Here is a 17,530-nt window from a genome sequence, read left to right on the forward strand (position 1 = left end):
GCACTGCCCTTCACGAACACACGCGCGTCGGGGAACAGTTCGCCGATCGCCTGCAGGTGGTTGAGCGCCTGCGTGCCCGTGCCGATCAGCAGGAATTCGCGCGGCGTGCTTGTCGCGAAGGTCTCGACGCCCAGCATCGACATCGCCGCGGTACGGCGGCCCGTCACGGTCGGGCCGTCGAGGATGAACAGCGTTTCCCCGGTGTCGGCGTCGAAAGCCATGACCTGGCCGTGGATCGTCGGCAGATGGCGCGGCCCGTTGCTCGCGCACACGTTGACCAGCTTGTGGATTGCGAGATCGGGCGCGGTGGCCGGCATCGACAGCATGATGCCGCCCGCGTTGAGCGGCACCACGAGCCGCTCGGGACTCGCAATGCGCTGCTGCGCGTAGTCGATGCTCGCGCGTCTGAGCGCGTCGACGAGCGCCGCATACGGAATCAGCCGCGCGGTCGCGGCGGCATCGAAAATCTGCGTGGTGGGGCGAGTCATGAGCAGTCGTTCCAATCCTGGGTCGAGGGTTGAGGCCGGTTTCGGGCGTGATGCATGGACGCGTCAGCTGGCCGGACGCGCTCGCTTCGCCGGGAAACGTCGAGGCGCCGCGTGCGCGCCGCGACGTCCAGACGTCACCGTAACCGACCGTGGCGACATTGACCAGTCACGCCGACCATGCCCGCGGCTTCGCGTTTGAGGGTATTGAGCGTGGCGATAAGGCGATGCCGAGGGGCGCGGTTAGTCCGGGACGAAGCACGGCGAGCGGACGCAGCGCACGCCGCAACCCATCTCGAACACGCTATATGGACATGCCGCGCTCGACACCCCGCTTCAGGCCATACCAAAGCCAACGCGCGAAGCCCTTCGCCGGACGTCCAACCCGCGACACCCTTCGGCCGTCACTGCGACGCGCCCTTATCCTCGGCTTTCTTGCCGCCCTTGAACATCGCGCGGCACGCCGGGCTGAGTTCATCGATGTGCTGCTTCATGCAGGCGGTGATCTTGTCTTCGTTGGGAATGTCGGCCGCACAGAAATGCATCGCGTCGCCGCGGCAGGCTTTGCTCTGTTCGTCGCGACTTGCAGCATTCGCCGAGGTGACGGCGCCCAGCGCGACCAGGCTGGCGACAAGCAGGCAGTAGGTTCGTTTCATGGCAGCTCCGATCTCGCAAAGGTCGACGACGATCGTTAGCAGAAAACGGGCCCGATCACGGCGCGAGGTCGGCTCGCGAGTTGCATGGCATGCCGGACGGCCAGCCGGCCAACGGCCCCGGGCGGCTCACACTCGCCTCACCAGGCCCCTAATGCGCGCCCCGGCCAAGCGTCATCCCGCGCCCCGCATAGAATCGCTTCATCGTCTCGAACGGCAGATACACATCGGCCTGATACGGCGCGATACCCGAGGGGTTGTGGAACCATACGCCGTCGCGATCGCGTCCGTGCAGCAGGATCAGATGACCACCCCGTCGCTGATTCGGCCGGTCGGGATAGCGGATCTCGGGGCTCACGGAAACGATCGCCAGCGTATCGGCGCTCATTCGCGCGGCGATCTCCTCAAGCGGCGCCTGCGGCAACACCTCGACCTGTATGCCGAATGCGTCGGCCGCCCACCCCGCAAACGGCCGGTAAATCAGCCCGTCGACGCCGCCGTCCTCGCGCAGCCGGTACACGCCATGCCGCAAGGCGTCGTCGAGCAGCGCGGCGCGCGGCGCGTGTCCGATACACCAGTAGTCGAGCGCGGATTCGAGGCACGTCAGGCCGCACAGGCGTTTGGCCCAGAAACGGTAGCGCTGCGGATCGGCGAAGCCGCTACGCTGCCAATGCGGATCGTCGCACGGGTCGCCCCGCTGTTCGACGATGTGCCCAACCCATTCGGGGCTGCCCCATTGCGTGTAGTACGGCACGTTGGCGTGACGCAGAGTCGGTTCGTGATTGTTCATCGCTCGGGTGCAGGGTTGTGGGCGTTTCCGTTTACAGCATGCTGCGGGGGCGCTGCATCGTGCCGTCGAAGAAACGTTGCAAGCGGAACGCCGACAGATCGAGCGAGGCCGCACCGCCGTCGTTCATCTCGGCGAGCAGCTTGCCGACGATCGGCCCCATCGCGAATCCGTGCCCGCAAAAACCGGTGGCGATCGTCAGACCGGGCACCTGCGACGGCGCGTCGATCACTGGAATGCCGTCGGGCAGCACGTCGATCAGACCGGCCCACGATTCGACCACCTGCGCGTCTCTCAACGCCGGGAACAACGCGCGCAGTTTTTTCAACGCGCGCGGTGCGTGGCCGACGTTCGGCTGCGGCTGCGGATCGCGCGGATGCAGCACGCGCTCGCTCTGCGGCACGCCGCCCGGCAGGCGCTCGCGCAGATCGCGCAGACAGGCGCCATTCAGATGGAAGCTGAACTTCGCGCGCTGCTTCCACAATTCGGGCAAAAACCACTTCAGCGCGCGGAAATGGCCGAGCGTCATGTCGACATCGACCTGCATGTCGTCGGCGAGATTGATCGCGCCATTCGCGCGCTGTCGCACGCCGAGGCCGTGCCCCCAGAACGTGGATGCAGTGATGCGCGGCAGCGGATTGGTGCGCATGCAGGTGCCGCGCACCGCCTGCTGAGGCAGTTCGAGGCCGAGCGTGTCGAGCAGCCGCCAGCTGCTCGCGCCCGCCGCGCAGATGAACCGCGAGGTGCGCACCGTGCCGCGCTCTGTGACCACGCCAGCAATCGCGCCGCCCGCGCATTCGACGCCGAGCACGCCGCAGCCTTCGAAAAACAGCGCGCCGGCTTCGGCGGCCCGCGTCGCGAAGGCGGCTGCGACGCGGCGCGGTTCGGCCTGGCCGTCGCTCGGCGTATAGAGGCCGCCGAGCGCGGGGCCGTGCATGCCGGTCACCACCGTGTCGATCTGCCTGCGATCGAGCGTACGCGTGTCGAGTCCGTACTGACGCGCCACGTCCATCCATTGCTGGAACGAGGCCCAATCCTCTTCATCCGACGCAACATACAAGCAGCCGCCTTGCCGCCATTCCAGATCGAAATTCAGCTCGCGTTCGAGTTCTTTCCACAGCGGGATGCTCGCCATCATCAGCGGCACTTCGGCGGCTTCGCGGCCCTGCTGGCGCACGAACCCCCATGCGCGCGACGATTGCTGCCCGGCGATGCGCGATTTGTCGAGCACTACCACCGACATCCCCCGGCGCGCCAGATAGTAGGCCGCCGCGCAGCCCATGATGCCGGCGCCCGCGATCACCACATCGGCATGGCCCGGGAACGGTTGGTCGGCAGAGGTGAAGTTCGAGTGCAGCGGGTAAGTCGTGGTCATCGGGCAGGCGGGTTTTAAGTGTGGGCGTCATCTTCGCAGGCAGACGGATTGTCCGCAATGCCGTCGCCGTCGGGGCCGCGCGCCGGTATGTGCGTACGCGCGGAGCCTGGCGCGCAGGCGCGGTGAGCCGATGAAAGCGTGGACGATGCAGCACCATTTTATTCGTTTCACAGATATTGGCATATTATTCGTCCAGCAGATATTCGCAAAATATTCGCGATACAAATATTTGACAAATATTCGTGTGACGCATAAATTACATTTATCCGTCTCACAGATAATCCGTATGCTCCACCTCATCGCCACGCCGGATCAGATGGGCCAGTTGCTTGCCGCCAGCCGGCGGCAAGCCGGCCTCACTCAAGCCGAGGCCGCCGCGCGGCTCGGCATCAGCCAGAGCCGTATCTCGGCGCTGGAAACCGATGCCGGCGCGCTGACGCTCACCCAATTGCTCGCGCTTTGCGGCGTCTACGGCCTGCAGTTGCAGCTGCGCGACAGGAGCCAGCCGACGCCCGAGCAGGCGCCGATCGTCGAGTGGTGACCATGGCCCGGCAAACGCACTCGCGGGCGCTGTCGGTCTGGGCCAACGGCGAGCGCGTCGGTATCTGGCGCCTGCCCGCGCGCGGGCCCATGGAGTTCGCCTACGATCCCGCGTGGGCTGCCTCGCCCGCCGGCCGGCCGTTGTCGCTTTCGCTGCCATTCACGCCGGGCAACATGGCGCAAAAAGGGCACCGGGTGCTCAACTACTTCGACAATCTGCTGCCCGACAGCGACGCGATCAGAAAGCGCATCGCCCAACGCTACCGGACCGAAACGCTCGATCCGTTCGACCTGCTGCAAGCCATCGGCCGCGACTGTGTGGGCGCCGTCCAGTTGCTCGCCGAAGACGGCGTGCCGACCGGCGTCGAGCACATCGAGGGCACGCCACTCACGGACGGCGAGATCGAGGCCATGCTGGCGCGCACGGTCAGCAATCCCGCGCCCGGCGCGCCCGACGACACCGACGACTTCCGCATCTCGCTCGCCGGCGCGCAGGAAAAAACCGCGCTGCTCTGGCACGACGGCAAATGGCAGCGCCCGCACGGCGCCACCCCCACTACGCATATTTTCAAACTGCCGCTCGGCCTCGTCGGCAACAAGCTCGCCGATCTCAGCACCTCGGTGGAAAACGAGTGGCTGTGTCTGCGGATCCTGCGCGCCTACGGTCTGCCGGTCGCGAACGCGGAGATCATGACGTTCGGCAAGCAGCGCGTCCTGAGCGTCGAGCGGTTCGACCGGCAACTGCATTCGAGCGGGCAGTGGCTGCTGCGTCTGCCGCAGGAAGACTTCTGCCAGGTGTACGGCGTGCCGTCGCATCGCAAATACGAAAACGAAGGCGGGCCCGGCGTACTCGATCTCGCGCGGATTCTGCAGCAATCGGTGCAAGCGCGACAGGACATCGAAACCTTGCTGGCGAGCCAGATTCTGTTCTGGATGCTCGCGGCGCCCGACGGCCACGCAAAAAACTTCAGCATCCGCTTGCTGGCGGGCGGTCAGTTCCGTATGACGCCGCTTTACGACGTGATGTCGATCTGGCCGGTGGAAGGCAATGGCCCCAACCAGTGGTCATGGTTCAAGGCGAGACTCGCGATGGGGATGTGGTCGCGCAGCAAACACGATGCATTTCGCGACGTGCAACGGCGCCACTTCAACACGATGGCGCTCAGATGCTCTTACGGCGCGGACGCCGAGCCGCTGATCCAGCGGCTGATCGCGCAGACGCCCGAGGTGATCGCGCAGGTCTCGGCGCAATTGCCCGAGGGCTTTCCCGGCAAGGTCGCCGAGCGGATTTTCAAAGGACTGAAAAACTCGGCGGCGAAACTCGAGAAAATGCCAGCGGCGTAGCGGGCGACGGGCCTCCATCAATCGCCACGGCGCGCAACGCCGGCCGCGCGTCCCGAGCGCCGACACCTCCTCCTCGCACGCATTCTCTGCGATACGGCACTGTTTACTCGGTAAAATACATTATGCCGAATAGATAAAAAATCGCCCGAATGCCCGATTTAGTCCTCGCACTGACGAGCGCGGCGGCGGTCTTACCCACCAGTCATCGCGATAAATTTATACGGTACATTGGCGATCCCGCGCATAGCCGGTCAATGCGCACCGAATGTGCAGGGTCGCACTGCGCCTGTCGTATCGCACCCCAGTACTCTTAAAACGGCGGATTCTCACGCAGTATGACCAACGAATCACACTCACCTGACTCCATCGCAGTCGCCGAGCGCGTGCGCGAGTTGATGAGCCGGCATGGCATCGGCAAGCGCCAGCAGACCACGGAGCTTTGCCGCATCCTCGATCTGAGTTTTTCTCAGGGACATCGCAAGCTGCGCGGCAACAGCCCGTGGACCCTGTCGCAGATCAAGAAGGTCGCCGAGGTGTTCGGCGAACCCGCCGCGCAGTTGTTCGGCGCGCAATCGCTCGATCCGGGCATGGTCGGCGCGATCGCCCAGGAAGCCGTGTTCTGCATCGGCGCGCTCGAGCTGGCGTGCACCGCGTGGGTCGGCGCCGCGCTCGAACCCGGCAGCCGCCCGGAATTCGTCGCGTATCCGAAGCTCGGCCAATGGCGCGTCGCGCGCCACGACGGCACGCTCTACCAAAGCGCGTACGAGGTCCACAAGATCGAAATCTACCCTCGCCGCGCCGAGACCGACAAGCCGACCATCGCCGTGGTCGACGACGATCAGGCGAGCGCCGACAATCTGCGCGACTATCTCGAGCGCAGCGGGTTCGCGGCGGTGGCGATTTACGGGCTCACGGCCTTCGCCGAACAATTGCAAACCCAGGTGTTCGACGGCGTCGTGATCGACTGGCTGTTCGGCGCGCAAACCTCGGCGGCCGCGATCCGCGCGGTGCGCGCGTCGGAAAATCCGGATGCGCCGGTCTTCGTGCTGACGGGCGAATTGCTGACCGGCAAGGCGAGCGAATCGGAGATCAGCCAGGTCATCCGCGATTACGACGTCGCGTGCTACGAAAAGCCCGCGCGCATGGCGATTCTCGTCGCCGACCTGTCCAAGCGGCTGAACCGTCCGTAACAGCGGCACTCACGCGAGTGAAAACCGTGCCGTCCGGCGGCTGAAGGGGAGTGCTCAGCTTGATGCCCGCTTTCCCTCCCGGGCCGCGCACCGGCACATCGTGTGCTGCGCCCCGCCGGTCACACCGCATGCCGAGCAGCCAACGCCCGCTGCAACGCGCGGCGCAAATCCTCGTAATGGACCGGCTTTAACAACGCCTCGAAGAACGGCTGCGCGCCTCGCCCGTCCCCCGCCTCCGGCGCATACGCGCTGACCACGATCACCGGCGCCTCCGACGACGGCCCGCCGCGTCGCGCGAAGTCCGCGAGAAAGGCATACCCATCGCGCTCCGGCATATGCAGGTCGAGCAGCACCACGTCGCAGCGGTGTGTGTCGAGCCAGGCTAGCGCGTCATCAGCATTGGCGAGCGCATGCGCGTCGAAATTCATATGCACGACCATTTCGCTGAGCGACTCGCGAATCAGCCGGTTGTCATCGACGATCAGCACGCGCGGCCGCGCGCCGCCCGGCGCGGTCTGCGCGGCCACGGCCGGCGCGGCGGCCGCAACCGGGGCGATCGGAATCGTCACGGTGAAACGCGTGCCCTCGCCGACCGTGCTCGCCACGTCGACCGTGCCGCCGAACAGCTTCACCAGCCCCTGCACGATGGTGAGCCCCATGCCCGCGCCTTCGAAACGGCGCGTGCGCGACGCGTCCAGCTGCGTGAACTCCTGGAAAATCAGTGGAATCTGCGCCTGCGGCACGCCCGGCCCGGTATCGCTGACGACGAAGATCAGCGCCGCCGGCTGCTGCTGCAACTGCACGCGCACCGTGCCGGTCTCGGTGTAGCGGATCGCGTTGGTGACGAGGTTGTTGACGATCTGGCGAATCCGGTGCGGGTCGGAATTGACCAGACCGCTCACCCCGCTCGCGTCGCTTTCGAGCTTCAGGCCACGCGCGGCGGCCGACATCGTGTGCTCGTCGATGATCGACGCCAGCAGTTCGCGCGGCTCGAAATGCTCGTCACGCAACTCGAGCTTGCCGGCGCCGAGGCGCGCGTAGTCGGTCAGGTCCTTCATCTGCGCTTCCAGATGGCGCGCGGCGGTTTCGAGCCGCTGGATCACCTTGCGCTCGCCCTCCGCGTGATAGTTGAACCCCAGCAATTCGATCGACGACACGATCGCATGCAACGGCGTGCGCAGTTCGTGGCTGATCATGCCGAGAAACGCGTCCTTCGCGAGACTCGCCTCGCGCGCCGCGCGGCTCGCCTGGTGTTCGGCGGCGAGCGCCGCATGCTGCTGCAGCATCAGCCGGGTGCGGCGCCGGCCATTGAGCACCAGCAACAGCGTCGCCGCCGCCGACAGCAACAGCAGCAGCAGGCCACCCGCGAACAGCATGCGCCGCTTGTCGATGAAGTCGCGGTTCAGCGCCTCGCGATCGGCGACGTCGGCGAACCGGCGGCTCAGCGCGAGATCGTTGACCTGATTCCAGTGCTCGCGCATCTGCGCAACGATCCCATTGGCGCGCTGGCGGTCCTGCGGCAACGCGTCGACCGCGGGTTGAATGTCGCCGAGCAGACGATCGAGCGACTGGATCTCATCGAGCTGCCGTTGCAGCAACGCGAGTTGCGAGGTCAGCCGGCGCGTCGAGCCGGCCATCACGTGCAGCTTCGATTGCAGCAACTGGAAACGCAGCATCAGCCGCTCATAGTCGTCGTCGACGCCCGACTGGTAGAGCAGCAACTGGTTCTCGAAGCGCGCGTACGCGATCTGCAACTGCGCGGCGTCCCAGTAGAAGCCGTCGTAGGTGCCGGTCAACTGCCCGGTGGCGCGGGGGTTCAGCAGATTCGCGTACAGCAGATAGCCGATCGCGCCGACCGGCGCAGCGAGCGCGGTCAGCCAGATCAGCACGTAGAAAATCCGGCGCCACGAACGGCGCACTATTTGACGATGAGGGCCTTGATCTGCCATACGAATTTCGAATCGCCCAACGCGCCCGTGATTTCAGTGGGGTAAGCGTCGCGCGGATAGATAAGGAACAGCGGCCCGAAGTCGCTGATCTTCAGGCGCTCGCCGTTCATGCTGTACGCAACGACTACGCCATAGCGATTGGCATCCGACACCGGCACGGTGTAGGTGTAGTCGTCGAACGTATGGAACTCGAGCTGGGTGCCATACGCTCCGACGGTTTTCAGAATATCCGCGAGCAGGGGTCCTGTGAAGGTGGAGCGCGGCGTCCACGTGGTCGAGGTCGTGATCGAATGGACCGGCAGTGCGAGCAGTTGCGCCTCGGTGAAGTGATAGGTGAGGTGTGACGTATCGGTGGTCTTGCCGATCTTGCCCTGCACGTCGAGCATCAACGGCGCCCCCGTCTGTGCCTGCACCGCCCATGCGGCCAGCGCGAAGATCAGGCCTGTCGCCCAGCGGGCGCGCCCGGGCGCGCTCCTTTTTTTATGCAGCATTGCAATCACGGTTGGTCACCTGCGTTCTTATCTGTTGTCTTTTGCTTTGCGGGCGGCGCGGCGCCATGCCGACGCGATGCTTCGCCGCCCTGCTCATTCTTCATCCGGCCCAGCCTCGCTCTAGCGATATTCACGCCGGCGAGGCGTCATCACCCTGACGCGCCGTCTCTGAACCGCATGCATAATATCGCCAAAATTCTTTGTCTCACACAACGAGGGCGCGCCAGTGCGGCGAGCCGCGCGCCCTGCAGACACTCGCCCTATGCGCCGCGACGCCACGAGAGTTATGAACAAGCCGGTTTTGCCTCTGACGTACGAACAACTCGATCACTGGATCGAATCGCTGCAACCTGCGCTGCTGGCGGAACGCTTCACGACGGCGATCGGCATTCTGCGCGGCGGCGCGCCCCTCGCGCTGATGGTGTCGCATGCGGTCGGCACACCCGTGGCGTTCCTGCGCTACGACCGCCAGTCGCGCGTAGTCGCATGGGATTCGACGCTGCCGATGCCGCTCGCGGGTACGAAAGTGCTGCTGTGCGAAGACATCGCGGGACGCGGCTTCACGCTCACCGATTGCATCGCATTCCTGCGCGAACAGGGGCTCGACGTGAGAACGCTGACTGGCGCGGTGGACGACCTGAGCCGCACGCAACCCGACTACGCGATCGATGCGCGCGGCTACTTTGCGTTGTTCCCCTGGGAGCGTCAGGCTTACACCGAGCGTTATCGCGAGGACTGGGAGCGCGTCGAAGCCGGCGCCGCGCCAGCGATGGCCGACGATCACGAGTACACGACGTACGCGATCGACCTCGACGGCATCCTGCTGCCCGACGTGCCGCTCGCCCGCTATGACGAAGACCTCGCCGCGGCGCTCGCCGAACGCGATGCGTTGCTGCCGTTCGAGGTGCTGCCGGGCATCGATCTGCAACGGGTTCGCACGATCATCACGGGCCGTCCCGAGATGGATCGCGCGCGCACGCAGGCGTGGCTCGCGCGGCACGGCTTCGGTCATATGCAACTGGTGATGCGCAGCCCCGGCGCGCACGACGAAAGTCCCGCCGGCGCGGCTGCGCACAAGGCCGGCGCGGCCTTGCGCGGCGGCGTCACGCATTTCGTCGAGAGCGATCCGGTGCAGGCGCTGCTGATCGCCCAGCAAGCACCGCTGTTGCGCGTGATCTGGTGGGATGCGCTCTCGCGCACCGGCATGCTGGTGGGTGCGCGTGCGTGGAGTTGATTGAAAATCGGAGCGCGCCGCACGAAGCGTGCCGCCCGGCCGCTAACTCTCCCTCACCTCCCTACCAAGCTCCCGACCCTCCTTGCCATCGCGCAGCCGCAGATGACGCGCGGCCCGCTGCGACGCGACGACGATCAGCTTCATCGTCGCGCGCGTGGCGCCGACAAACAGCTTGCGCGCGATACGCTCGTCGAACGTCTCGAAGTCGATCTCGGTGAAAATCACGCACGGCGCCGCCTGCCCCTTGAAGCGATAGATCGACTCGAACAGCACGTCGCCTTCGCGATACTCCGGGTTGCCGAACAGATCGTACTTGCCGGTGAAACTGCGCAGCCGATGCGGGCCGAGATGATCCAGCGCGGTCATCGCCGAGCCTTCGCGGCCGCGGAACGACAGCACCACGATGTCCTGCTTGCGAAATCCCAGCGACAACGCCTGCGTGATCGCGCGCTTGGTGGCTTCGATGCCGGCCTCCGCGTGCGCGTCGTCGTAGACAGAGAGCGAAATATCGGAGCCGTCGAACGGACTGCCTGAGGCCAGTGCCGCGGCGAGCGGCACCGACGCGCCGACCACGTCGCGCACATAGTCGAGGATGTCGCGCGGGCTGCGATAGTTGGTGGTTTCCTTCAAAGTGGTCCAACCCGGCAACGCGACCGGCTCGCGCATGTACAGATTCTGCAGCGGATCTTCGAGCCACCACCACGCGGCGCCGGGACGCAACATCCGCTCGAGCACGGCGACCCAGGGCTGCTGAAAGTCCTGCCCTTCGTCGACGATCAGCACGTCGAATTGCCAGCGCGGCTCGATCGGCGTATCGGCGAACATCGTCTCCAGTTGCCCGAACACCTGGCCGGACTGGAAATCCGGCTCGCGGCCCGCGTCGCGCGCGATCCAGTCGCACAACTGGTGATAGTTCGCGACCTTCGCCTCGGGTGGCGCAACCCGCCCGATGTGGTCCGCCAGCGGCCGGTTGAAGCACACGTATAAAGGCCGCTGGCCGCGCGCCACGGCGTCCTTCATCACCTGCACCGCGAGTTGCGTCTTGCCGGAGCCCGCCGTGCCGATCACGCGCAGCCGGAACGGCGAGAATTCGAGCCGCCGCGCCCATGTCGCGAGCCCGCCCGCAAGGCGCGTGACGAGCGTGCCCGCCTGGCCGACCAGCGCACTCGCGTCCGGCGTGAGCGCGAGTTCGTCGGCAAGAAAGTGATGGATCTTCGATGCGCACGCGAGGCGCGGTTCGTCCGCCGGCAACGCTTCGCGGATCACGGCCGCGAGCCGGTCCTTACGTGTCGCGTCGACGATGCGCGCCGGGTTTACACCGGCGATCGCCGCATCCTTGACGATGTGGTCAGGACAGTACAGCAGTTCCTCGACGAAGTAGGTGCCCGCGCCGAACGCCGCGGTGAAGCGCCGATGCAAACCTTCGATGGTATGCGCGAGCGCGATCGCCACATTGCGCTCGGTTTGCAGATAGACCTTGACGAGCCCCTTCGGCGTTTCGCGCAGGAAGCCCGTTTTCTGTTCGACGATCATCACGCGCCCGGCCGGGCTCACGATCACGAAGTCGGCCTCGCCGAACACCGAGAAGTTCTGGTTCAGACGCGTCCAGTGGACGCCGTGATAGACCGTGTAGTCGGCGGGCAGCGCCTCCTCCAGCAACGCGAGCGTCTCGCGTTCGCGGGCCGCTGCGCCGGTGGCGGCGAGGCTCTTCCAGTCGTCGGGGACAATGCGGGCCATGCGGTGCCTCGTCGTAGTCAGGTGCGGTCATTGTACGCAACGGGCAAGGCGCCGGCGGCTTCGTCAGCGGCGCTCTGCGGCACGCGATCCGCACGCATCGTGTATCGTTGCGGATTGAACGCCGCGCACCGCGCGCGGCTTGCCAACCGTAAGAAAAAGGATTGACCGGATGATTACGATCTGGGGACGGGCCAATTCGGTCAACGTCCAAAAAGTCTTGTGGTGTTGTGACGAACTGGTGCTGCCGTACGAACGCATCGACGCCGGCCTGGCGTTCGGCCGCAACAACGAGCCCGACTATCTCGCGATGAATCCCACCGGCAAAGTGCCGACCCTGGTCGACGACGACTTCGTGCTGTGGGAATCCAACTCCATCCTGCGCTACCTCGTGCTGCAATACGGCGAGGCGAGCCTGCTCTATCCGTCCGAGCCGAAACAGCGCGCGAGTATCGACCGCTGGCTCGACTGGTCGCTGTCCACCTTGCAGCCCGCCGAGCGCCCGGTGTTCTGGACCCTCGTGCGCACGCCGGAGGCACAACGGGATACCACCAGACTCGCCGCCGATATCGACGCGGTCAGCCTGCTGTGGCGCATGCTGGACGCGCACCTGCAAGGGCGCTTTTTTCTCGAAGGCGAGAAGTTCACGCTGGCCGATATCGTGATCGGCGCCTACGCGAAACGCTGGTTCGGGCTGGACGGCGTGGAGCGCTCGCCGCTGCCGAATCTGGAGCGCTGGTATTCGCGCATTGCGACCCGCTCCGGTTTCAAGAAGTACGTCGACTTTCCGTTGACTTGAGCCGGTGGGCCGGCGCTTGTCCAGCTTATCCGGCCCGTTGCGCCTATCACGCTTGCTGCGCTGTACCGCGCTCGCAGGCCGCGCCTGCACCCGGCAGCCGGTGTCGGCACGCGCGCCAGGGTGTTGCCCCGCCACCGCGCAGCACCGACGGGGCAAGAGACGCCGCCGCGGCCCGCAGCAAGCCCCGCGGACCTTTATAATCGACGCATGAAGACCGCCAAGCCCGCCGCAACCGCCCACTCCACTCATGCTCATGAGCCGGCGCACGCCCATTCGCAGGAAGCCGCGCTGACGCTCGCAGATGAGTATTGCCGCGAGCGGGGCGAAAAACTCACGCCGATTCGCCGCAAGGTGCTGGAACTGTTGCTGAACTCGGGACGCGCCACCAAAGCCTATTCGCTGCTCGACGAGATGCGCCAGATCCATCCTGGCTCGGCGCCGCCCACGGTGTATCGGGCACTGGATTTTCTGCTGTCTGCCGGGCTCGTGCATCGCATCGAGTCGATCAATGCCTTCACCGTCTGCCACGATCTGACGCAATGCCAGCATGGCATCCTCGTGGTCTGCCAGCAATGCGGCAGCGTCACCGAGTTGCATCAGCCAAAGCTGCGCCAGGCGCTGGTCGCGCAGATCCAGGACGCGGGCTATCGGCTCGCGAGCGATGAAATCGAATTGAAGGGATTGTGCGCCGCCTGTCAGGCAGCCGAAGCGTCGGACGCGAGCGCCTCGATACCCGTCGCCGCCGCGAAATAACGGCGTACCCGGCGGCCCGCTTCGGGGCCGCGCGATGCGCTGCTTTATCGCGCAAACGCTTTTTCTGCGCCCGGACCTCTCAAGGTCGCATGCGCACTCCCAGCCCGCCTGCTGCGCAACCCACGGGTTGCGCAGCGCAGCGCCTGATCACCCGGCAGATCAACGCGCCGCGCGGGCGTCGATCGCGTCGCGCAGCAGCGTCACCAGCTCGTCCGGCAATGCAGGCTTGGTCATGAAATGCTGAAAGCCTTCGCCGATACTGCGCAGGCGGTAGGCGTCGTCAGTGTGACCGGTGAGCGCCACCGCGACCGACGGCGAGTGATCGCTGCGAATTTCGTGGTCGCGCAGCCGCTGGATCAGATAGAAGCCATCCATGGCCGGCAGGTCGAGATCGCAGACGACAGCGTCGGGCAACAACCTCAGCGCCGCTTCGACACCTTCCTCCGCATCCGCCACGGCGCAGACTATGGCGCCTTCTGCTTCGAGTAACAAGGTCAGCGATTCCCGGCTATCCGGGTCGTCTTCTACGAGCACGATCGTGGCCTGATCGAGTCTCAATGCTCCGTTCATTTTCTGTTGTTGCTCTAAAAAACCGGTTAGGCCGTCAGACGTGGCCAATGTTTCGTTCTGTTGCTTGCCGCCGGTTTGCGCGGCTGCGGAATTGCTGTTCATGGTTCCGACTCGAATTCATGCAACGAGTTGCAAACAGGGCCAAGATTGTAGGGCATGACCCAGGTGCGACCCGCACACAATAACGCGCGAAAACTGCACGCCGATGAAAAAACGGCTTTCGGCCTTCGCGTGGATAGACCGATGCCGACACCCGAGTCGCCACGGCGGCGCGCGCCAACCCCATTTGCACGGCCCTTCCCGCCAGGCGTCTTTTCCGAAATCCGTATTTTTTTGCAGCGCCGGCAAGGCGGCTCGACTCGCACGGCGCTCACATCCACCTCCCCCGTAGCACGTGGCGTGCCGCGTCCGCGTCGACCGCGCATGTCAACGACTGCTCGCCGCTGTCATCGCGCTCACGCGATGTACGCGCGAGCCGGCCGTCTGGTCAGCCGCAGCGCTATCATCGTCAGCGCGAAGGCCGCGGCGGCGCCTTCCCCCTCACCATTGCCGCGCCATGCAGCATGCGTTTGCCGACTACCCCGCTCCTTGACCCGAGGCCATCCCACATCATGTCCGATCTCGACACCGCGACGCTCGACGCACTCCGCCATGTCAGCACTGCCACACTGACCACACAGTTGTTCAAGCGCGGCTTGCGCAATACGTTCATGCAAGGCGTCGCGCCGCTCGCTTCGCACAGCGGCGCAAATCTGGTCGGGCCGGCGTTCACGCTGCGCAACATTCCGTCGCGCGAGGACATCGACGTGCTCGAACTGTTCGCGGACCCCGAGTACGCGCAGCGCAAATGCGTCGAAACGATTCCGGCCGGTCACGTGCTCGTGCAGGATTGCCGCGGCGAGCGCGGCAGCGCGTCGTTCGGTTCGATTCTTTCGCTACGTTTGCGGGTGCGCGGCGTAGCGGGCATGGTGTCCGACGGCCCGGTGCGCGACAGCACGACGATCGCCGCGCTCGGCATGCCGGTGTTCTGCGCGGGCGCGAGCGCGCCGCCGAATCTGATTTGCCATCACGCGGTGGATATCAATGTGCCGATCGGCTGCGGCGGCGTGGCCGTGTTTCCCGGCGATGTGATCGTCGGCGATGCGGACGGCGTGGTGGTGATTCCACGCAAGATGGCCGCGGAGCTCGCGCAAGCCGCCGCCGGGCAGGAGCAGCTCGAAATGTTTCTCACAGAGCGGATTCGCGAAGGCGCGGCGTTGCCGGGCACCTATCCGCCAAACGAAACGACCCGGGCGGCCTTTGAAGAATGGAAAAAGAAAGGTCGCGCCTGACGCAGCGAGTCGCGTGGATCGGTCGTGTCACTTGCTGCTTCGGCGACGCCGCGGCGCTGTCTGACCGGCCAGCGAGTGGGCCGATCTGCGCGCATTTCAAAACGCGCCGGACGTCAGTCCACTTTCTTCGGACCTATCCCGTGAAGCAGCAGCGCGACCGCATGCCGCGCAATCTCTTCGCCGCCGATGTTGCGTCGCAAAGGGTCGTTGCGCCACAACTTCAACGTGGCTAGCGGCAGAAGCGTCAACCCCATCAGCGAGACGAACACCAGTGCGGGTTCCAGTCCCGCGTTAAGACGCCCTTCTTTCTGCCAGCGCGCGATGGCCGCGAGCGAGGCCTTCTGATGCGCGTTGCCAAAGCGCTCATGAATGCGCTGGCGTAGCAGCCCGCCATCGCTGATCACTTCGCGCACCCACAGCGACGGAAACCATGGATGCTCGCTCGCCACCAGCACGAGCCGCTGGGTGAGCTGCGTGATCGCGGCAACGGGATCGTCGGGATTCTCCAGAAACGGCATGCCGAGCTCCGCGCGCAACGGCCCGAAGCGCTCCTCGACCAGTACGTCGAGCAACTGTTCGCGCGTCTTGAAGTAGTAATGCATCATCGCCGGCGTGAATCCCGCCTCGCGGGCGATCTCGCCGAGTGTGGTGTCAACGATGCCCTGCCGCGCAAAGAGCGTCAGCGCGGCGTCGAGCAGACGGCTGCGTTGCTCCGTTCCCCGCGCGGCGCCCGTCGGCCTGCCAGGGCGGCGGGCGGGCGCGGCGGTTGCGGCACGTGTCGAGTCTTCGGACGCGGCTTTCACAGTGCGCCTCGGCACCTTGCCCGCCTTGATGGCGGCCGTGCCACGCGGCGATTTTTTCGCCGCAGGGTCATCTGCTGGAATCCTTGCCATTGCATTCAGTTTGACGAGTGACGCGATGTCGCATATATTAATCGCTGAATTAATTAATTTCAATGCCCTGGTGCCATGAAACAATCGACCACGACTCAATCCGCCGAGCGTATGAAGCCGTACGCGCAGCCCGGCTCGTACCCGGACGCGCGGGCCGACTCGCCAGCCGCCGCCCACCCGCCTATCCGCCTGCTGTTTCCGGCGCTGCTGCTGGTCATGCTGCTTGCCGCGCTCGATCAGACGATCGTCTCGACCGCGCTGCCGACCATCGTCGGCGAACTTGGCGGGCTCAACAATCTGTCCTGGGTGGTGACCGCCTACCTGCTCAGCTCGACCATCGTCGTGCCGCTGTACGGCAAGTTCGGCGACCTGTTCGGCCGCAAGATCGTGTTGCAGACGGCGATCATCGTCTTCCTGGTCGGCTCCGCCCTGTGCGGCCTCGCGCAGAACATGACCCAGTTGATCGTGCTGCGCGCACTTCAAGGGCTCGGCGGCGGCGGCCTGCTGGTCGTGACGATGGCCGCGATCGCCGACGTGATTCCGCCGGCCGAGCGCGGCCGCTATCAGGGCGTGTTCGGCGGTGTGTTCGGTCTTGCGACCGTGATCGGGCCGCTGCTCGGCGGCTTTCTCGTCGAGCACCTCACGTGGCGCTGGATTTTCTACATCAACCTGCCGCTCGGCATCATGTCACTCGTCGTGATCGGCGCGGTGTTCAAGCCGCACGTTCGTCACGTGAAGCACACCATCGACTACATGGGCGCCGCGTTTCTGGCGGGCGCGCTCACCTGCATCATCCTGTTCACGAGCCAGGGCGGCACGGTCCTGCCGTGGTCGTCGCCGCAACTGTGGTTCACGCTCGGCATGGGGCTCGTGGCCATCTGGGGTTTCATCCATGAAGAACGCAGCGCGGTCGAACCGATCATGCCGCTCGAACTCTTCAAACAACGCACGTTTTTGCTGAGCAGCCTGATCGGCTTCATCATCGGCGTGTCGCTGTTCGGCTCGGTGACGTTCATCCCACTCTATTTGCAGGTCGTCCAAGGCTCGACGCCGACGGCGGCGGGCATGCAGATGCTGCCGATGATGGGTGGCCTGTTCGTGATGTCGATGGTGACGGGCCGCGTGATCAGCAAGATCGGCAAGTACCGCCTATTCCCGATCATGGGCACCGCTCTCGTGGCGATCGCAATGGTGCTGCTCTCGCGTCTGCAGATCGACACGCCGGTTCATGTGATGTATCTCTACATGGGCGTTCTCGGTTGCGGTCTCGGGATGGTGATGCAGGTGCTGATTCTCGCCGTGCAGAATGCCGTCGAGTTCAAACACGTGGGGGTGGCCACTTCCGGCGCGACGCTGTTCCGATCGATTGGCGGTTCGATCGGCGTGGCCGGCTTCGGTGCGG

Annotated in this window: 16 protein-coding genes and 1 pseudogene; 8 read left to right on the forward strand and 9 right to left on the reverse strand. The window is 65.3% G+C overall.

Translation table 11 applies throughout. The features are described from left to right. The 4 genes and pseudogenes from CIC12_RS18025 to CIC12_RS18040 form a co-directional block, all read right to left on the reverse strand. Positions 1–488: pseudogene (locus tag CIC12_RS18025) on the reverse strand (delta(1)-pyrroline-2-carboxylate reductase family protein); the annotation flags it as partial. A gap of 401 nt (positions 489–889) precedes the next feature. Continuing rightward, entirely contained in the window at positions 890–1,141 is a 252-nt protein-coding gene (locus tag CIC12_RS18030) for a hypothetical protein (RefSeq protein ID WP_168665535.1), read from the reverse strand. Positions 1,142–1,289: 148 nt separating this feature from the next. Next, positions 1,290–1,928 carry a C39 family peptidase gene (locus tag CIC12_RS18035; RefSeq protein WP_168665537.1) on the reverse strand — a complete coding sequence of 213 codons (639 nt, stop codon included), beginning with the start codon at positions 1,926–1,928 and terminating at the stop codon, positions 1,290–1,292. A 31-nt stretch (positions 1,929–1,959) separates the two neighbouring features. Continuing rightward, the gene (locus CIC12_RS18040) at positions 1,960–3,300 is read right to left on the reverse strand and encodes an NAD(P)/FAD-dependent oxidoreductase (RefSeq protein ID WP_168665539.1); all 1,341 of its coding nucleotides are present in this window, start codon (positions 3,298–3,300) and stop codon (positions 1,960–1,962) included. A 286-nt stretch (positions 3,301–3,586) separates the two neighbouring features. On the opposite strand from CIC12_RS18040, the gene CIC12_RS18045 reads away from it, so the two are divergent. The 3 genes from CIC12_RS18045 to CIC12_RS18055 all read left to right on the forward strand — a co-directional run bounded on the left by CIC12_RS18045 (position 3,587) and on the right by CIC12_RS18055 (position 6,374). Then, a complete protein-coding gene (locus CIC12_RS18045; RefSeq protein ID WP_168665571.1) occupies positions 3,587–3,841 on the forward strand; it encodes a helix-turn-helix domain-containing protein in 255 nt (84 codons plus the stop codon). Between the two features lie 2 nt (positions 3,842–3,843). After that, positions 3,844–5,184, forward strand: a complete 1,341-nt coding sequence (locus CIC12_RS18050; RefSeq protein WP_168665541.1) for a type II toxin-antitoxin system HipA family toxin — start codon at positions 3,844–3,846, stop codon at positions 5,182–5,184. A gap of 335 nt (positions 5,185–5,519) precedes the next feature. Then, positions 5,520–6,374: a helix-turn-helix domain-containing protein gene (locus CIC12_RS18055; protein WP_168665543.1), complete on the forward strand. Its 855-nt coding sequence runs from the start codon at positions 5,520–5,522 to the stop codon at positions 6,372–6,374. A 119-nt stretch (positions 6,375–6,493) separates the two neighbouring features. On the opposite strand, the gene CIC12_RS18060 is transcribed toward CIC12_RS18055, so the two are convergent. Both CIC12_RS18060 and CIC12_RS18065 read right to left on the reverse strand, forming a co-directional pair. Next, complete coding sequence (locus CIC12_RS18060; RefSeq protein ID WP_168665545.1) at positions 6,494–8,323, reverse strand: ATP-binding response regulator; 1,830 nt, start codon at positions 8,321–8,323, stop codon at positions 6,494–6,496. After that, entirely contained in the window at positions 8,293–8,814 is a 522-nt protein-coding gene (locus tag CIC12_RS18065; protein WP_168665547.1) for a molybdopterin-dependent oxidoreductase, read from the reverse strand. Before CIC12_RS18065 ends, CIC12_RS18060 begins: the two co-directional genes overlap by 31 nt. Before the next feature lie 286 nt (positions 8,815–9,100). On the opposite strand from CIC12_RS18065, the gene CIC12_RS18070 reads away from it, so the two are divergent. Next, entirely contained in the window at positions 9,101–10,048 is a 948-nt protein-coding gene (locus CIC12_RS18070; RefSeq protein ID WP_168665549.1) for a phosphoribosyltransferase, read from the forward strand. Positions 10,049–10,090: 42 nt separating this feature from the next. Here CIC12_RS18070 and CIC12_RS18075 read toward each other — a convergent pair whose 3' ends face one another. Continuing rightward, positions 10,091–11,785: an ATP-binding domain-containing protein gene (locus CIC12_RS18075; RefSeq protein WP_168665551.1), complete on the reverse strand. Its 1,695-nt coding sequence runs from the start codon at positions 11,783–11,785 to the stop codon at positions 10,091–10,093. Between the two features lie 169 nt (positions 11,786–11,954). Here CIC12_RS18075 and CIC12_RS18080 point away from each other — a divergent pair, with 169 nt between their 5' ends. Both CIC12_RS18080 and CIC12_RS18085 read left to right on the forward strand, forming a co-directional pair. After that, positions 11,955–12,581: a glutathione S-transferase family protein gene (locus tag CIC12_RS18080; RefSeq protein WP_168665553.1), complete on the forward strand. Its 627-nt coding sequence runs from the start codon at positions 11,955–11,957 to the stop codon at positions 12,579–12,581. Positions 12,582–12,788: 207 nt separating this feature from the next. Beyond that, positions 12,789–13,334, forward strand: coding sequence for a Fur family transcriptional regulator (locus CIC12_RS18085; protein ID WP_168665555.1), 546 nt, complete (start codon positions 12,789–12,791; stop codon positions 13,332–13,334). 159 nt (positions 13,335–13,493) lie between these two features. Here the strand turns inward: CIC12_RS18085 and CIC12_RS18090 are convergent, their stop codons facing one another. Beyond that, the gene (locus tag CIC12_RS18090; RefSeq protein WP_168665557.1) at positions 13,494–14,006 is read right to left on the reverse strand and encodes a response regulator; all 513 of its coding nucleotides are present in this window, start codon (positions 14,004–14,006) and stop codon (positions 13,494–13,496) included. Between the two features lie 509 nt (positions 14,007–14,515). Here CIC12_RS18090 and CIC12_RS18095 point away from each other — a divergent pair. Beyond that, on the forward strand, positions 14,516–15,235 hold the full coding sequence (locus CIC12_RS18095) for a ribonuclease activity regulator RraA (protein WP_168665559.1): 720 nt from the start codon (positions 14,516–14,518) through the stop codon (positions 15,233–15,235). Between the two features lie 113 nt (positions 15,236–15,348). Here the strand turns inward: CIC12_RS18095 and CIC12_RS18100 are convergent, their stop codons facing one another. Next, the gene (locus tag CIC12_RS18100; RefSeq protein ID WP_168665561.1) at positions 15,349–16,128 is read right to left on the reverse strand and encodes a TetR/AcrR family transcriptional regulator; all 780 of its coding nucleotides are present in this window, start codon (positions 16,126–16,128) and stop codon (positions 15,349–15,351) included. Between the two features lie 75 nt (positions 16,129–16,203). On the opposite strand from CIC12_RS18100, the gene CIC12_RS18105 reads away from it, so the two are divergent. Next, positions 16,204–17,530: MDR family MFS transporter (locus CIC12_RS18105; protein ID WP_238812691.1), on the forward strand; the 1,327-nt coding region annotated here is incomplete at its 3' end.

This window comes from Paraburkholderia sp. SG-MS1, assembly GCF_012275575.1.
Classification (GTDB): domain Bacteria; phylum Pseudomonadota; class Gammaproteobacteria; order Burkholderiales; family Burkholderiaceae; genus Paraburkholderia.

What these genes read in the sequence shown, in the direction of transcription:
- CIC12_RS18030 (WP_168665535.1), bottom strand. Translation starts at nt 1,141, where the DNA reads ATGAAACGAACCTACTGCCTGCTTGTCGCCAGCCTGGTCGCGCTGGGC.
- CIC12_RS18035 (WP_168665537.1), bottom strand. Translation starts at nt 1,928, where the DNA reads ATGAACAATCACGAACCGACTCTGCGTCACGCCAACGTGCCGTACTAC.
- CIC12_RS18040 (WP_168665539.1), bottom strand. Translation starts at nt 3,300, where the DNA reads ATGACCACGACTTACCCGCTGCACTCGAACTTCACCTCTGCCGACCAA.
- CIC12_RS18045 (WP_168665571.1), top strand. Translation starts at nt 3,587, where the DNA reads ATGCTCCACCTCATCGCCACGCCGGATCAGATGGGCCAGTTGCTTGCC.
- CIC12_RS18050 (WP_168665541.1), top strand. Translation starts at nt 3,844, where the DNA reads ATGGCCCGGCAAACGCACTCGCGGGCGCTGTCGGTCTGGGCCAACGGC.
- CIC12_RS18055 (WP_168665543.1), top strand. Translation starts at nt 5,520, where the DNA reads ATGACCAACGAATCACACTCACCTGACTCCATCGCAGTCGCCGAGCGC.
- CIC12_RS18060 (WP_168665545.1), bottom strand. Translation starts at nt 8,323, where the DNA reads ATGGCAGATCAAGGCCCTCATCGTCAAATAGTGCGCCGTTCGTGGCGC.
- CIC12_RS18065 (WP_168665547.1), bottom strand. Translation starts at nt 8,814, where the DNA reads ATGCTGCATAAAAAAAGGAGCGCGCCCGGGCGCGCCCGCTGGGCGACA.
- CIC12_RS18070 (WP_168665549.1), top strand. Translation starts at nt 9,101, where the DNA reads ATGAACAAGCCGGTTTTGCCTCTGACGTACGAACAACTCGATCACTGG.
- CIC12_RS18075 (WP_168665551.1), bottom strand. Translation starts at nt 11,785, where the DNA reads ATGGCCCGCATTGTCCCCGACGACTGGAAGAGCCTCGCCGCCACCGGC.
- CIC12_RS18080 (WP_168665553.1), top strand. Translation starts at nt 11,955, where the DNA reads ATGATTACGATCTGGGGACGGGCCAATTCGGTCAACGTCCAAAAAGTC.
- CIC12_RS18085 (WP_168665555.1), top strand. Translation starts at nt 12,789, where the DNA reads ATGAAGACCGCCAAGCCCGCCGCAACCGCCCACTCCACTCATGCTCAT.
- CIC12_RS18090 (WP_168665557.1), bottom strand. Translation starts at nt 14,006, where the DNA reads ATGAACAGCAATTCCGCAGCCGCGCAAACCGGCGGCAAGCAACAGAAC.
- CIC12_RS18095 (WP_168665559.1), top strand. Translation starts at nt 14,516, where the DNA reads ATGTCCGATCTCGACACCGCGACGCTCGACGCACTCCGCCATGTCAGC.
- CIC12_RS18100 (WP_168665561.1), bottom strand. Translation starts at nt 16,128, where the DNA reads ATGGCAAGGATTCCAGCAGATGACCCTGCGGCGAAAAAATCGCCGCGT.